15 protein-coding genes are annotated in these 14,279 nt (G+C 67.7%); 10 read left to right on the forward strand and 5 right to left on the reverse strand.

Annotated elements, in window-relative coordinates:
- Positions 1-3: 3 nt before the first annotated feature.
- On the forward strand, positions 4-966 hold the full coding sequence (locus tag ACFWPX_RS19020) for a LysR family transcriptional regulator (protein WP_378928510.1): 963 nt from the start codon (positions 4-6) through the stop codon (positions 964-966).
- 66 nt (positions 967-1,032) lie between these two features.
- Here ACFWPX_RS19020 and ACFWPX_RS19025 read toward each other — a convergent pair whose 3' ends face one another.
- Positions 1,033-1,302: a DUF2631 domain-containing protein gene (locus tag ACFWPX_RS19025; protein WP_378912383.1), complete on the reverse strand. Its 270-nt coding sequence runs from the start codon at positions 1,300-1,302 to the stop codon at positions 1,033-1,035.
- A gap of 95 nt (positions 1,303-1,397) precedes the next feature.
- Between ACFWPX_RS19025 and dxr the strand changes: the two genes are divergently transcribed.
- From dxr to ACFWPX_RS19050, 5 genes are all read left to right on the forward strand, one after another.
- Positions 1,398-2,591: a 1-deoxy-D-xylulose-5-phosphate reductoisomerase gene (dxr, locus tag ACFWPX_RS19030; protein WP_378928511.1), complete on the forward strand. Its 1,194-nt coding sequence runs from the start codon at positions 1,398-1,400 to the stop codon at positions 2,589-2,591.
- A gap of 145 nt (positions 2,592-2,736) precedes the next feature.
- The gene (locus tag ACFWPX_RS19035; RefSeq protein ID WP_378912381.1) at positions 2,737-3,933 is read left to right on the forward strand and encodes a M50 family metallopeptidase; all 1,197 of its coding nucleotides are present in this window, start codon (positions 2,737-2,739) and stop codon (positions 3,931-3,933) included.
- A gap of 115 nt (positions 3,934-4,048) precedes the next feature.
- Positions 4,049-5,203 (forward strand): flavodoxin-dependent (E)-4-hydroxy-3-methylbut-2-enyl-diphosphate synthase, encoded by a 1,155-nt coding sequence (ispG, locus tag ACFWPX_RS19040; protein ID WP_378928512.1) that lies wholly within the window; start codon positions 4,049-4,051, stop codon positions 5,201-5,203.
- Positions 5,204-5,290: 87 nt separating this feature from the next.
- Entirely contained in the window at positions 5,291-6,145 is an 855-nt protein-coding gene (locus tag ACFWPX_RS19045; RefSeq protein WP_378912740.1) for a GNAT family N-acetyltransferase, read from the forward strand.
- 56 nt (positions 6,146-6,201) lie between these two features.
- A complete protein-coding gene (locus tag ACFWPX_RS19050) occupies positions 6,202-7,992 on the forward strand; it encodes a penicillin-binding transpeptidase domain-containing protein (RefSeq protein WP_378928513.1) in 1,791 nt (596 codons plus the stop codon).
- Here the strand turns inward: ACFWPX_RS19050 and ACFWPX_RS19055 are convergent.
- Both ACFWPX_RS19055 and ACFWPX_RS19060 read right to left on the reverse strand, forming a co-directional pair.
- Positions 7,986-8,189 carry a hypothetical protein gene (locus ACFWPX_RS19055; protein WP_378928514.1) on the reverse strand — a complete coding sequence of 68 codons (204 nt, stop codon included), beginning with the start codon at positions 8,187-8,189 and terminating at the stop codon, positions 7,986-7,988. The two genes, ACFWPX_RS19050 and ACFWPX_RS19055, sit on opposite strands and share 7 nt — an antisense overlap.
- A gap of 264 nt (positions 8,190-8,453) precedes the next feature.
- Positions 8,454-8,951, reverse strand: coding sequence for a peroxynitrite isomerase (locus ACFWPX_RS19060; protein WP_378912377.1), 498 nt, complete (start codon positions 8,949-8,951; stop codon positions 8,454-8,456).
- Between the two features lie 114 nt (positions 8,952-9,065).
- On the opposite strand from ACFWPX_RS19060, the gene ACFWPX_RS19065 reads away from it, so the two are divergent.
- The 3 genes from ACFWPX_RS19065 to ACFWPX_RS19075 all read left to right on the forward strand — a co-directional run bounded on the left by ACFWPX_RS19065 (position 9,066) and on the right by ACFWPX_RS19075 (position 12,157).
- On the forward strand, positions 9,066-10,412 hold the full coding sequence (locus tag ACFWPX_RS19065; RefSeq protein WP_378928515.1) for a TIGR03118 family protein: 1,347 nt from the start codon (positions 9,066-9,068) through the stop codon (positions 10,410-10,412).
- A 362-nt stretch (positions 10,413-10,774) separates the two neighbouring features.
- A complete protein-coding gene (locus tag ACFWPX_RS19070) occupies positions 10,775-11,194 on the forward strand; it encodes a hypothetical protein (RefSeq protein ID WP_378928516.1) in 420 nt (139 codons plus the stop codon).
- 66 nt (positions 11,195-11,260) lie between these two features.
- The gene (locus tag ACFWPX_RS19075) at positions 11,261-12,157 is read left to right on the forward strand and encodes a thioesterase domain-containing protein (protein WP_378928517.1); all 897 of its coding nucleotides are present in this window, start codon (positions 11,261-11,263) and stop codon (positions 12,155-12,157) included.
- Here the strand turns inward: ACFWPX_RS19075 and ACFWPX_RS19080 are convergent.
- Positions 12,151-13,029, reverse strand: coding sequence for a helix-turn-helix domain-containing protein (locus ACFWPX_RS19080; protein WP_378912373.1), 879 nt, complete (start codon positions 13,027-13,029; stop codon positions 12,151-12,153). The two genes, ACFWPX_RS19075 and ACFWPX_RS19080, sit on opposite strands and share 7 nt — an antisense overlap.
- A gap of 398 nt (positions 13,030-13,427) precedes the next feature.
- On the opposite strand from ACFWPX_RS19080, the gene ACFWPX_RS19085 reads away from it, so the two are divergent.
- Positions 13,428-13,787 carry a DUF4254 domain-containing protein gene (locus tag ACFWPX_RS19085; protein WP_101468584.1) on the forward strand — a complete coding sequence of 120 codons (360 nt, stop codon included), beginning with the start codon at positions 13,428-13,430 and terminating at the stop codon, positions 13,785-13,787.
- 4 nt (positions 13,788-13,791) lie between these two features.
- Here the strand turns inward: ACFWPX_RS19085 and ACFWPX_RS19090 are convergent.
- A partial coding sequence (locus ACFWPX_RS19090; protein WP_378928519.1) for a GntR family transcriptional regulator occupies positions 13,792-14,279 on the reverse strand: 488 nt, incomplete at its 5' end.

A 14,279-nucleotide genomic window follows, 5' to 3' on the forward strand; every position in this document is an offset into this window, starting at 1 on the left:
AGAATGAGCGACTTCGACGTCACCGCCGCCGACTCCATCGACCTCGACCGGTTGCGTCGTTTCGTCGCCGTGGCCGAGGAGTTGCACTTCGCGCGCGCCGCCAAGGCCCTGCGGATCCCGCGGCAGGCACTGAGCGCCACCGTGATCGAGTTGGAGGAAGAACTCGGCACCCGGGTCTTCGTGCCAGGCGCCTCGCCCACCCAGCTCTCCGACGACGGCAACGCCCTGCTCGCGCGTGCCAGGGACCTGATCCGGGTGCGGGAGCAGGCCGAACGGGAGCAGAAACCCGACGCGCCCGCGAGCCTGCGGGTGGGGTTCGTGCCGGGGGTGACGGTGTCGAAGTGGGCGCGGATCTGGGGCGAGCGGCTACCGGACCATCCACTCGAGGTCGTCGGCGTCGCGCAGGGTGAGCAGGAGTCGGCGCTGCGCGAGGGCCGCGTCGACCTGTGCTTCGTCCGGCTGCCCATCGACCGGACCGCGACGAACGCGATCTCACTGTGGCAGGAGACGCCGGTCGCGGTCGTTCAGAAGGACGACGCGCTGTCGCTGCTCGAGTCGATCAGCCCGGCGGATCTGGCCGACGAAACGATCCAGGACAGCGCCGATCTCGATCAGGCCGTCGACATCCTCGCCCTCGTCGCCGCGGTCGGTGGAGCGGCGATCATGCCGCAGTCGATCGCCCGCCTGCATCACCGCCGCGACCTGGTCTACCGCCCGGTCAGCGACACCGAGTTCACCGAGATCGCGCTGGCCTGGCCCGCCGGGACCGACAGCGATCTGCTCGAGGAGTTCGTCGGCATCGTGCGCGGTCGTTCGGCCAACAGCTCGCGCGGCGGCGTGGCGGAACCGGAACAGCGCGCCGCGGCGCCGGCTCGCAAGCCCGCGGCGAAGAAACCCGCAGCCAAGAAACCGGCGGCGAAGAAGCCGGTCGCGCGTGGCCGCAAACCGGCCCGGCGCGGCCGCTGACACGCGAAAACGCCTGCGGCGCAAGGTGATCGCTGCCGCAGGCGTGGACGTTTTCGAGCTGAAGGGTTACTTCGGCATACGCTGGGTGAGCGAGTCGACGACCATCATGAGCGCCATCAGGCCCGCCAGGCCGACGAGGAAGATGTCTTCGACGTGACCCTGGTGGTTGCCGATGGTCATCGCGAGCAGGGCGACGACGACGACCCAACCCGCGATGCGGAAGGTCTTGCGCGACTCACCGCTCCAGCCCCATGCTGCCGAGGGCACCTCGGCGGGGTCGACGCTGGTGGCGACGGCGCGCTCGGTGCTGGCTTTGTCGAGGTCCGTGGCTGCCACGATCGCTCCTTAGGGCTCGAGTTCTGGTTGGGCGAGTGAGCATATCGTGGCATACGACCGTCCGTCGTAGCCAGCAGCCCTGCCACAATGGGCCCGTGTCCCACCCCGCAACGCGTGCCGCGCACGCCAGTTCCCCGTCCACCGATCGGGTGAAGGTGCTGCTTCTCGGCAGTACCGGTTCGATCGGTACTCAGGCGCTCGAGGTGATCGCCGCCAATCCCGACCGCTTCGAGGTGGTCGGTCTGGCGGCGCGCGGCGGCAACCCCGCCCTGCTCGCCGAGCAGATGACGGCCACCGGCACCCGCAATGCCGCCGTCGCCGATCCCGCCGCCGCCCAGGCGCTCGATCTCGAACTCGGCGGCCCGGATGCGGTGACCGAACTGGTCCGCCGCACCGAAGCCGATGTCGTGCTCAATGCCCTGGTCGGTTCGCTGGGGCTGGAACCCACACTGGCCACCCTGCACGCAGGCACCCGCCTGGCGCTGGCGAACAAGGAATCACTGGTGGCGGGCGGCTCCCTGGTGACGCGCGCGGCCGCACCCGGGCAGATCGTGCCCGTCGACTCCGAGCACTCGGCGCTGGCCCAGTGCCTGCGCGGTGGCCGCGCCGAGGAGGTCGACCGCCTCGTTCTCACCGCATCGGGCGGACCGTTCCGTGGCTGGACCACCGAGATGCTCGAATCCGTGAACCCCGCCGAGGCGAAGACCCACCCGACCTGGTCGATGGGCCCGATGAACACCCTGAACTCGGCCTCGCTGGTCAACAAGGGTCTGGAGGTGATCGAGACCCACCTGCTCTTCGGCGTGCCCTACGACCGCATCGACGTCACCGTGCACCCCCAGTCGATCGTGCACTCGATGGTCACCTTCACCGATGGCTCGACCCTGGCCCAGGCCAGCCCGCCTGACATGAAACTCCCCATTGCCCTGGCACTGGGCTGGCCCGACCGCATCCCCGGCGCCGCCGCGGCCTGCGATTTCGGCACCGCCGCGACCTGGACCTTCGAGCCGGTCGACGACGAGGTCTTCCCCGCCGTGCGCCTTGCCCGACAGGCGGGTGAAGCGGGCGGCAGCGTCACCGCGGTCTACAACGCCGCCAACGAGGTCGCCGTCCAGGCTTTCCTCGACGGCAAGATCACCTTCCCCACCATTGTGCGCACCGTCACCCGCGCGGTAGAGGCCGCCGACCGCTGGCACGCCGAACCCGATACCCTGGACGACGTCCTCGCGGCCGACCGCTGGGCAAGGGAGTACGCCGCGAAGACCATCGACGGCGAAACTACGACCTGACCTAACGACCACAACGACACCACCACGTTTTCGGCCGCCCCGGATCCGAGGGGCGAGACGGAACGCCGAAGGCGCAGTATCGCCCCTCGGATCCGGGGTTACGAGGCCGAAAACACGCGGCGCCAGCCGCCAAAGAAAGGGCCACATGGTTTTCGCGCTGGGGTTCGCACTGTTCGCGCTCGGTATCACGATTTCGATCGCGCTGCACGAGTGCGGGCACATGTGGACCGCGCAGGCCACCGGCATGAAGGTGCGCCGCTACTTCATCGGCTTCGGACCGAAGGTGTTCTCGTTCCGCCGCGGTGAGACCGAGTACGGACTCAAGGCGCTGCCACTCGGCGGTTTCTGCGATATCGCGGGCATGACGGCCCTCGACGAGCTCGAGCCGGAGGAAGTCGACCGGGCGATGTATCGCCAGTCGACCTGGAAGCGCCTGGTCGTGATGTTCGGCGGCATCGGCATGAACTTCCTGCTCGGCTTCATCCTGTTGGTGGTCCTGGCGATCGGCTGGGGTCTGCCGCAGCTCGAGCAGCCCCCGGCTACGGCGCTGGGCACCATGAGCTGCGTCGCGCAGGAGACCCCGGAGAAGACCCTCGCCCCCTGCGCGGGCGACGGGCCCGCCCAACGTGCCGGGTTGCAGCGTGGTGACGTGGTGAAGGCCGTGAACGGCGTCGAGGTGAGCACCTGGGCGCAGTTCCAGGCCGAAACCCAGAAGCAGACCGGCACCTTCACCTACACGATCGAACGCGACGGCAACCGGCTGACCGTCCCGGTCACCCCGGAGCGGGTCATGCGCTCGCCCAAGGAAGGCCCGAGTCGTGAAGTGAGCGCCGTCGGCGTCGGCCCCGATTTCGCCGAACCGAAGCAGTACGGCCCGATCGCCGCGATCCCGGCCACCATCTCGTTCACCGGTGATTTCTTCATCGAGACTGTGAAATCCCTCGCGAAGATGCCGCAGAAGGTGTCGGCGCTGTGGGAAGCGGTCACCGGCGGCGAGCGCGACCCGGAGACCCCGGTCAGCGTCTACGGCGCCAGCCGCATCGGTGGCGAGACCGCCGAGCGCGGCCTGTGGGGCATGTTCATCCTGGTCCTGGCCAGCCTGAACTTCTTCCTCGGCGCGTTCAACCTGTTGCCGCTGTTGCCGCTGGACGGCGGGCATATCGCGGTGGTGCTCTACGAGAAGATCAGGAACACTGTTCGTGGCTGGTTCGGCAAGGCCCCTGCCGGTCCCGTCGACTATCTCAAGCTGCTCCCGGTGACCTATGTGGCGGTAGTGATCGGTGGTGCGTTCATGCTGCTGACCTTGGCCGCCGATATCGTCAACCCGATCCGTCTGCCCTGATGGCGAGATGACCGGTGTCATGCCCCTCACAGGGCGCCCGGTCACCCCGCGCGACTAAGCTCGGCAACAACAACCCAGGTCGATCCGCGAAACGTACGAAAGAAGGCAGCCGAACGTGACCAGCACAATCGGATTGGGGATGCCCACCGCCCCCGCTGCTGTTCTCGCACCCCGGCGCAAGACCCGCCAGCTGATGGTCGGCAATGTCGGCGTCGGTAGCGATTCGCCGATCTCGGTGCAGTCGATGACCACCACCAAGACCCACGACATCAACGCCACGCTGCAGCAGATCGCCGAGCTCACCGCCTCGGGCTGCGACATCGTGCGGGTGGCCTGTCCGCGCCAGGAAGACGCCGACGCGCTCGCCACCATCGCGAAGAAGTCGCAGATCCCGGTGATCGCCGACATCCACTTCCAGCCGCGCTACATCTTCGCCGCGATCGACGCGGGCTGCGCCGCGGTGCGCGTCAACCCGGGCAACATCAAGGAATTCGACGGCCGTGTCGGCGAGGTCGCCAAGGCCGCGGGCGCCGCGGGTATCCCGATCCGCATCGGCGTCAACGCGGGTTCGCTGGACAAGCGGATGCTGGAGAAGTACGGCAAGGCCACGCCCGAGGCACTGGTCGAGTCGGCGCTGTGGGAGGCGAGCCTGTTCGAGGAGCACGGCTTCGGCGACATCAAGATCTCGGTCAAGCACAACGATCCGGTGATCATGGTCGAGGCCTACCGCCAGCTCGCGGCGCGCAGCGACTACCCGCTGCACCTCGGCGTCACCGAGGCGGGCCCGGCGTTCCAGGGCACGATCAAGTCGGCGGTGGCCTTCGGCGCGCTGCTCAGCGAGGGCATCGGCGACACGATCCGGGTCTCGCTCTCGGCGCCGCCCGCCGAGGAGATCAAGGTCGGCGACCAGATCCTGCAGTCGCTGAACCTGCGCCCGCGCAAGCTCGAGATCGTGTCCTGCCCGTCGTGTGGACGCGCCCAGGTGGACGTGTACACCCTGGCCGACGCTGTCGCCGCCGGTCTGGACGGCCTGGAAGTGCCGCTGCGCGTCGCGGTGATGGGCTGTGTCGTGAACGGGCCGGGCGAGGCACGCGAGGCCGACCTCGGTGTCGCCTCCGGCAACGGCAAGGGCCAGATCTTCGTCAAGGGTGAGGTCATCAAGACCGTGCCCGAGCATCTGATCGTGGAGACCCTGATCGAAGAGGGGGGGGGCGTCGCCGAGGAGATGGGCGAGCAGCCGGGCGCCGAGCCCGTTGTCAGCGTGAGCTGAATCCCGCCTCCCTTACGCTCACACGTCGGATTCGGCGGACTCGTACCGCTCGGCGTGCTTTCGTGGCAGGCTGGTGCCGTGCGGAGTCTGCTGGAGCCGACGCGACGGTCCAAAACCGCTCCCGCGCGTCCGGTGGCCGTGCGAGATCTGGGCGAGGTGCTGCGTGTCCTCGATACCGACCCGGTGGCTTCGTGCATGATCGCCGCCCGCGTGCAGGAGTACGGGCTCGACTCCCGTAGCGGTGTCGGTGAACTGTGGAGCCGCGGCGGACCGGCCGACTCCCTGTGTTTCTCCGGCGCCAACCTGGTTCCGCTGCGTGGTGACCAGCAGGCCCTGCGCGCGTTCGCCGATCGGGCAGGCCGCTGGCCACGGGTGTGTTCCTCGGTGGTCGGCAGGCAGGAGCTCGCCCTCCCGCTGTGGGAAATGCTGCTCCCGTCCTGGGGTCCGGCCAGGGAGTTACGTGCCGATCAACCCCTGCTGGCGCTCGCCCGGCCCGCCGCCGCGCGCGCCGACGGGGGAGTGCGCCGCGTGCGACCCGACGAGATCGACCGCTACCTGACCGCCGCGATCGCCATGTTCATCGAAGAGGTCGGCATCGACCCGCGCACCGGCGACGGCGGTCGCGGCTACCGGCGGCGGATCAAGAGCCTTATCGAATCCGGCAGGGCCTGGGCACGTTTCGAAGACGGCGAGGTCATCTACAAGGCCGAGATCGGCGCGCTGTCGCGACGCACCGGTCAGATCCAGGGCGTGTGGGTACATCCCGAATACCGGGGCGCCGGTGTGGGCACCGCGGGCACCGCGTCGGTCGCCAATGCTGTTGTGGCAACGGGCCGTACCGCGAGCCTCTACGTCAACGACTACAACCGCATCGCCCGCCGCGCCTACAGCCGGGTGGGTTTCCGCCAGATCGCTACCTTCGCAACCGTATTGGTGGACTGAAACTTCGGCGCGTGGCGCCGAGGTCAGCGGCCTGTTCGCCGCTACCATCGATGCCGATGAGGACACGGATGCTCACCACTTGTGCGGTGGCCGCCCTCGCCGTTGCGGCGACCGCCTGTTCTTCCGGCGCCCAGGGGCCGGTGCCCGCCGCCGATGCCTTCGCCGCGGCGTTCGCCGAACACGATCTCTCCGCGGCCGCTGCGCTCACCACCGCGCCCGAGAGGGCAACGGCGGCACTGACTTCGACGTGGCAGGCGTTGCAGGCGGAGAAGCTGTCGATCCGCACCGGCGACGCGCGCGTCAACGGTGACACCGCGACGGTCGACTACACCTACGAGTGGACTCTGCCCAAAGGGCGCCAGTGGACCTATTCCGGCGAATTGCAGATGGGCCGCAGCGACGGGCGCTGGCTGGTCCGCTGGAGCTCCGCCGATATCCACCCCAAACTCGGTGACACCCAGAGCATGGAATTGCGTACCCGCCCCGCGCCGCGCGCCAGGGTGAACGAGGCTGCGGGCAGTGACGTGCTGGTTCCCGGCAAGGTCTCGCGCGTGAAGTTCACCGTGGCCGATGCCCCCGACCCGAGCCGCGTCGCCGGCGCGCTCGCTGCCGCGCTGAGCCGCATCGATCCCGTCGCCTACACCCCGCAGACCATCCTCACCTCGGCGCGCAGGACCGACGGCGCGCACACCGTGATCCTGCTCAACGAATACGAGGCCGAGACGATCGGCGGCGAACTGATCGGCCTGCCCGGCGTCACCCTGACCCAGGAGTGGGACATGGTGCCCACCGACCGCAAATTCGCGCCCGACCTGCTCACCCAGGTCCGCAAAACGGTGATCGCCGAGGTCGACGGGAAGGCAGGCTGGAGCGTGGTCACCCGCAATGCCGACGGCGCCGATCTCGATGTGCTGCACGAGGAAGCGGCCGAACCGGCACCGTCGTTCGCGCTGAGCATCGACCGGTTCGTCCAGAATTCCGCCCAGCACGCGGTCGACCTGCGCACCGAGCAGGCGATGATGGTGGTACTCCGCCCTTCGACCGGGGCGATTCTCGCGGTGGCCCAGAACAAGTTCGCCGACCGCGACGGTCCGGTGGCCACCAGTGGCCAGTACCCGCCGGGCTCGATCTTCAAGACGGTCACGGCGTCGGCGGCGATGGCCTCCGGTCTGGCCACGCCGGAGACCGTGCTGGCCTGTCCGAGCAGCACCATCATCGGCGAACGCACCATCCCCAACTACAACATGTTCTCCGTCGGTGACGTGCCGATGGCCACCGCCTACGAGCGTTCGTGCAACACCACCTTCGCCAGGCTGGCCAGCAAGCTCGAACCCGACGCGCTCACACAGGCGGCGGCGCGTCTCGGCGTCGGCCAGGACTACAAGGTCGAAGGTCTACCGACCGTGTCCGGTTCGGTGCCCAGAGCCGAGGGTCTCGTTCAGCGCGCTGAAGACGGCATCGGGCAGGGCCGAGTGGTGGTGAGCCCGTTCGGGATGGCGGTGATGGCCGCGACCGTCGCCCACGGTGCCGCGCCGGTGCCGTATCTGATCGCGGGCAGGCCGACCGAGATCACCGGTGATCGGCCCGCGATCGCGCCGGAGGTGGTCGAGGGGCTGCGTTCGATGATGCGCATGGTGGTCACCGGCGGCACGGCCGAACGCATCCGGGATCAGGGCGAGGTCTACGGCAAGACCGGCGAAGCCGAAGTCGACGGTGGATCGCACTCGTGGTTCATCGGCTATCGCGGGGATATCGCGTTCGCGACACTGCTGGTCAAGGGTGGTAGCTCCGACAACGCGGTTGCCGTCACCCGGGATATGTTCGCCGCATTGCCTGCCGGCTACTGATTCTCGGTCGCCAGCAGACCCCGCACCACCGCTAGCGAGGTGCTCTCGGTATGCGATGTCGCCGTGTCGTGCAGCACGTTGTAACTGACAACGGGCTCGGGTGCGGCCCCCATGGCCGCGCCGTCGAGGATATCGATGGCGGCCGCGCCGCCGAGGATCATCCCCGCAGTGGTCAAGATCAGAGTGGAACGCCTCATAGTTCGTCTCCCTCATTCAGGGTTTCGACGTGTTCGCGGGGCAGAGTTCGATTGTCTGAGGATTAGCTGATGCACAACCGTAGAACGGCGGTTACTTCGGCAACAGGCGACGGCAGCAAGCGACACACAATTGTTGCCCTATGTGCGGGCGTGTTCGAACACAACCGCTACCCGGCCGTGATGAAAAGGTGAACTACCGGTTTCGATCGTGCAAATGCGCTGATCAAGGGTCATGTTCGGGTAAATTACCGAATTACACGTGACTCAGCCGCGTTGCAGAGTTGCCGCTAGGTGATGCTGCAAAGATTCGCCAACCGCCGCCATCCGCAACGTGTACTCGATGGTGTCGCCGGTGACATGGAATGAGCGGCCGACCGCGGTAACCGGCTTTGCCGATTCGCTCAGGCCGATATTCGTGGAGTTCAATTCCAGACGAATTCCGTCGACCGTTTCGGTGATCGTGCCCTCGCAGATCTCGGTGATTCCGGTCGGATGGGCGAGTACGAGCTCGACCCGGCCCGGTGCCGGGCTGCGCAGGTAGCCGGTCTCCGCGTGCAGCGGCCTGCCGTCGGAGCCCGCCTTGGTCCGCTGCTTGTAGGTGAGGAACGGTTTGCCGAGGTGCCCGAAGGTGATCTCCTCGACGTAGTCGAAGGATTCGATGGTCGGGTATTCGCCTCTGCCCCGGCCGCGCCAGGTACCGAGTAGCGGTGCGAGGGCGGCGATGTCGGGATGCGGGGCGATGTTGGGGGAAGGTTCGACCACGGCCGACAGCGTAGTCCTGTGCTTCCTGCGACGGTCAGGGCACACCACCGCATCAGCCACGATAAGGTCAGCCTCGCCTGAACGCCGTCCGGCGGAAGGTCGAAAGGAAAGAACGTGAACGGACATGTGAGGGGTGCCCGCGGGGTGCGGTCCGGGCTGGTGCGCGGTGCGGTACTCGGCGCGGCAGTGTTGCTCGCCGCGGCGTGCTCGAACACCGGGCCCTCGACCGACGACGTGGCCGCGCTGGACGGCAACCGCTACAGCCAGACCAACCTGGCCGCCGACAAGGACTCCTATCACGCCCAGTTCACGCTGCCCGGCATGGTCAACGCCTGGGGCCTGGCGGATCGGCCCAAGGGCGCGGGCGGGCATTTCTGGGTCGGCGCGGGCGGCAAGTCGTTCCAGTTCCTCGGTGATGTGCAGTCGTCCTCGGATCCCAAGCTGCAGAAGCTGACCCAGGACCAGCTCAAGCTCGTCGGCATCCCCGGTGCCGACGCCGACACCTCCGACAAGAGCATCGGCAAGGTCACCGGCGTGGTGTTCAATCCGGCGCCGATCACCTCGGATCTGTTCGTGGTGCGCGACCAGTGGGTCGATGTGGACGGTATGCCGGTTCCGCTCGGCGGTTCCTCGCGCTTCATCTTCGCCACCGATTCGGGCAAGATCTCGGCCTGGACCGAGCAGGCCCCCGACGGTGCGATCGTGCGGCGCGACGGCGGCGCGAACCAGGTGTTCGACGGTTCCGCCGCGGGCATGGCCTTCTTCGGTATCGCGCTGGCGCCAACGGGTGACAAGCTGCTGGCCGCCGATTTCGGCACCGACCCGCAGGTCCGCACCTTCGACAAGAACTGGCAGCCGGTCGCGACCACCGGTTTCGCCAACCCGTTCGCCACCGGCGAGGTGATCGACGCCTCCTCGCCCGAGAAGGGCCGCAAGGCTGTGCCCGGCGATCCGGCGCCGTTCAACATCACCACCCTCGGTAGCCGAGTGTTCGTGTCCTATGCCGTGACCCAGCCCGCCGAGGACGATCCGAAGGCCTTCGACAAGGCCGAGGAAGCCTCGCTCGACGCCGACAAGGACAAGGACTCCAACGGCAAGCCCGACAAGGGCAAGGTGGCCGAGTTCGACGGTGCGGGCAAGCTGGTGCGCATCATCGACGACGGCGGCAGGCTCAACGCGCCATGGGGCGTGGCGATCGCGCCGTCGAATTTCGGTGCGCTCTCGGGCAAGCTGCTGATCGGCAACTTCGGTGGCCTCGGCCGCGTCCTCGCCTACGACGACACCACCGGCACCTTCGTCGACTACCTGCGCGACGGTGAGGCGAAGCCGGTCGAGATCGCTGGCCTGTGGGCACTGATGTTCGGCAACGGCGAAAGCCTGGGCGACGCGAACGCGCTGTACTTCACCGCGGGCCCGGAAGACGAGAAAGACGGCCTGTTCGGAAGCTTGCGCGTGCAGTAGCAAGCACATGGGTAACTCACCGGGTACGGGCGGACGAGGCCGACAACACCGCCGCCGGTCGCCCGCCTGGTCGACCACGCTCCCAGGCCTGGCTTGAATTCGCGGAGAGGCGGGCTAGCGGACAATTTGGATGTCCGGTGCCGATTCGCTTCCGCCGACCGGGCGTTGTAAGGGACAGTGGTGGCGGAATGGTTGCCGGGTGGGCGCGATCCGCGTCTGCCCGGCGAGTTCCATCCGCACGCGATGACACTCCCACCGGGGTGTCGTGCCAGAGCCGGAGGTGTGCCAGATGAAGGTTTCGTGCGTTGACGTCGTCGGCTCGGCGGGAGTGCGGTGACATGCGCCATTCGGGACGAGGGGCGATGCTGCCCGGCCGGGACGTGCTCCTGGCGGCCTTCCGCGGTTTGCCACACGATGACCACCCCATCCTCGACGCCGCAGGCGAGCTGGCGCTGCTGCACCAGTTGCGCGAGCGGACCCCACAGAGCGAGTCCGAGCACATCGATCGCCGCCGCGGCCAGTTGATGCGCGCGATCGATCGCTGGGTCATCCTCGCCGCCCCCGTGCCGCACGCCGCGGCCGACGAGCACTGCGAAACTCTCGGCGACCTGGTCGACCGCCTCGCCAAGCACTGCTCCCAGGCATTCGTCGGCCTGGCCGGTGCCCCCGAATCGGTCTTCTACGACGAGTGGGTCCGCCTCCACGACCTCGCCGACAGCTACGAGCGTCTGATCGACGACCTATGGTCGGGTGCCCGCAGCCTGCCGTCGAACAGTTACTGATCCCGACGGCCGCGGGCCCCCGAAAGTATTGGGCTGCTGGATGTTTCGTACGACGTATCATTTGTTGTGAGCACTCGCGATGATCCGGTCGGCATGCCGTCCACCTGCAGGTGGACGGCCGACCGGCCCGATTCCTGTCCGGCGGAATCCGCCGCAGACGAGCGCGCGGAGTCCGCGGCGACGGCCATCGTGCTACCGATCCGCCCACGCACCACCTCGGTCGACGCCGCGCCCCTGTTCTGCCTGGCCGGTGAAGCGGTCCTGGCCTGGAACTATGTGGACCTCGTCGCCCACCTCGACCCCCGCGTCCCGATCTACGGTCTGCAGGCCGGCAGTGAACCGCGCACGATCGGCGAATACGCCACCCGCTACCTCGCCGAAATCCGGCGCATCGCCCCGCACGGCCCGTACCAGCTCCTCGGTTGGTCCGCAGGCGGTTTCGTCGCCCACGAAGTCGCGGTCCGACTCCGCGCGGCAGGCGAACACGTCAGCGTCGTCCTACTCGCTACCGACCCCGCGGCGCCCACGCCCGCGCCGCTGTCCGCCGACCGATTCGCCGCACTGCTCGGTGCCGACATCGACACTCCAGCTTTCGAGGCACGCGCCGACGCGGGAACGAAAACGCCCACCGCGACCGCCGCGGCGATCAACGCCGCACTGGCGGGAACGATCGACCTCACCGGCAGCGATCTCGACCGCATCGCCGAGGTGAGCACCGCGGCCGCAGGCATGGTGACCGGCCACCGACCCTCGTGGCTCCCCGGCGACCTCACCGTGTGCGTCGCGGGCCGCGCACTCGACGGCACCGATCGCCTCGATCCTGTTGCCACGGTGCGCAATTGGCGCCCTTACGTGGAGGGTGCGATCACCGGCTTCGTCCTCGACGCGACCCCTGACGAACTCACCGCACCCGACGTTCTCCCCGAGATCGCCCGGATCCTGGCGAGCACCGGCCGCTACTGAGCGGTCGCGGACTGGGTGATCGCGGCCCGGGCTTCGGTGATCAGCTTCGCCGAGTCACGAGGGCTCAACGCCATCGCCCGCAGCTGATCGAAGATCACGCCGAACCGGCGGATCTCGGAGTGCCCCTCCACCAGGTCGTGCACCGACATGCTCTCCACGTACACCAGTTCGGGGTCGACCGGATTGCGGAAGTCGAGCAGCGTGAACGAGCCTGCCATGCCGGGGTGCGCGCCCGCGTCGAACGGAAGTACCTGCAGGATCACGTTCTTGCGCTTGGTCTCGTCGAGCAGCCGGTCGAGCTGGCCTGCCATCGTCGCGGGCCCGCCGACCACCCTGCGGATCGCCGCCTCGTCCATCACCACCCACAATTCCAGTGGGTCGTCCTTGGTCAGGTTGATGGCGCGATCCATGCGCGCCTGCGCCCTGCTCTCCATCACCGAGGCGTCGAGGCGTGGCATCGAGGTGTCGATCACGGCGGCGGCGTACTCGAATGTCTGCAGCAGGCCGGGCACCGTCGAGGTCTGGTACTGCCTGGCCGACAATGCTTCCGCCTCGAAGTTGATGTAATTCGCATACACCTCCGACACCGCGCCTTCGTAAGGGCGCGACATGCCGGGTTTCAGCGCGTCGGTCAGCAAACTGAGTGCTTCCTCGCGCATTTTGTCGTCCACCTGATACAGGTCGAGCATGGCGCCGAGAGTGCGGCGTTGTGGGCGCGCCTGAGCCATTTCGATCCGGTACAGCGTGGTGACGTTGATACCGGTTCGCGCGCTGACGTCTTCCTTGCTCAGCTGGGCGCTTTCACGCAGCTCGCGCAACATGGCTGCGAGCCTGCGGAGCCGGACGGTCAGGGTCGTGCGCTTGCCTGCCATGAAACGCATTATTGCGCTGCAAGGCCGCTATGTCACGCGATCGGCGAAGACAGCGGCATTGGGCCTGCCATGGTGTTCGGCGAGTCCGCGAGGCACGCCGGAAGACCGTGCGGCGCTGCGCATGTGACTCCCGGTTCTGTCAGGGCGGCTTTACTGCAGGAGTGATAACGCAATCTTGCGTTTCGTCTTCTGAGCGAGCATGATCCAGATAGCCTGGTTGCGAACAATCCGAACAGATGACCGGGACAACCGAATCGAGAGCCAATCATGTTGGTAGACAAATCTTGGGTGTCGGGTGAATTCGGGGCCTTGCGATGAGCGCGCCGGTGATGGGGATACTGCCGACCGCTCCGCAATTGTTGTGTGCATTTCAGGGGCGGCGATTTCAAGATCGCGAATTGTTGCGGTCAGCACACGCACTCGCTGAACTGCACGAACGGCGGGGGCAGGTGCGTGACACGGCATTGATCGCCGAGATCGATTGCCGTCGAAGTGAACTCGTCGACGACATCAACGACTGGTGTGTCCAGGAGATCCCGTTGCACCGCAACGGCGCCTCGCTGCACACCGAAAGTCTCGGTGCGGTCGTCGACCGGATGGCGCGTAGCTGGGTGGATGCCAACCAGGCCATCGACATCGACGGTGCGCGAAGCGACAACACCCACAAGCACTGGTACCACCTGGCCGAGCTTGTGGATGGTTACACAGATCTGGTCACCGATGTGGCAGGCGGACGGCGAAGGCTGCCCGAACAGTAAAGGGCTACGCCGGCTCCGGTGACAGCCTCGCCTCGAAGGCGATGCGGTCACCTCGGTAGAGCGAGCGCACCCGTTCGACGGGTGCGCCATCGGCGTCGACGCTGCGCCGGTGCAGCAGCAACATCGGTAGTGCGGTGGTGCATTCGAGCAGACCCGCTTCTCGCGGGGCGGCGAGTACGGTTTCGATGCGTTCGCGCGCACCGGCGAGTTCGACGCCGGTGGCGCGGATCGCGGCGTACAGCGAAGTGGTGGGGTCATAGCTGCCGCGCAGGGCGGCGAAGCGGTGCAGCGGCAGGTAGGTGCTCTCCAGCCCGACACGTTCACCGTCGGCGAGCAGTACCCGTTCCAGGTGCATCACCTCGGTGCCAAGCTCCACCTCGAGGTCGGTGGCCGTGGGCGCGGCAGGGGCGGCCCACTTACCAGCACAGCTGGTGGCGGCCGGCGTGGGCCCCGCGGGGCTCGAGCCCGCGCGCCTGGTGGGGCGCGGAGTCG

The organism is Nocardia sp. NPDC058518 (genome assembly GCF_042719655.1).
Taxonomy (GTDB): domain Bacteria; phylum Actinomycetota; class Actinomycetes; order Mycobacteriales; family Mycobacteriaceae; genus Nocardia.

Excerpts from the sequence above, each read along its gene's own strand:
- ACFWPX_RS19050 (WP_378928513.1), top strand. The coding sequence starts at position 6,202 with ATGAGGACACGGATGCTCACCACTTGTGCGGTGGCCGCCCTCGCCGTT.
- ACFWPX_RS19070 (WP_378928516.1), top strand. The coding sequence starts at position 10,775 with ATGCTGCCCGGCCGGGACGTGCTCCTGGCGGCCTTCCGCGGTTTGCCA.
- ACFWPX_RS19020 (WP_378928510.1), top strand. The coding sequence starts at position 4 with ATGAGCGACTTCGACGTCACCGCCGCCGACTCCATCGACCTCGACCGG.
- ACFWPX_RS19055 (WP_378928514.1), bottom strand. The coding sequence starts at position 8,189 with ATGAGGCGTTCCACTCTGATCTTGACCACTGCGGGGATGATCCTCGGC.
- ACFWPX_RS19080 (WP_378912373.1), bottom strand. The coding sequence starts at position 13,029 with ATGGCAGGCAAGCGCACGACCCTGACCGTCCGGCTCCGCAGGCTCGCA.
- ACFWPX_RS19035 (WP_378912381.1), top strand. The coding sequence starts at position 2,737 with ATGGTTTTCGCGCTGGGGTTCGCACTGTTCGCGCTCGGTATCACGATT.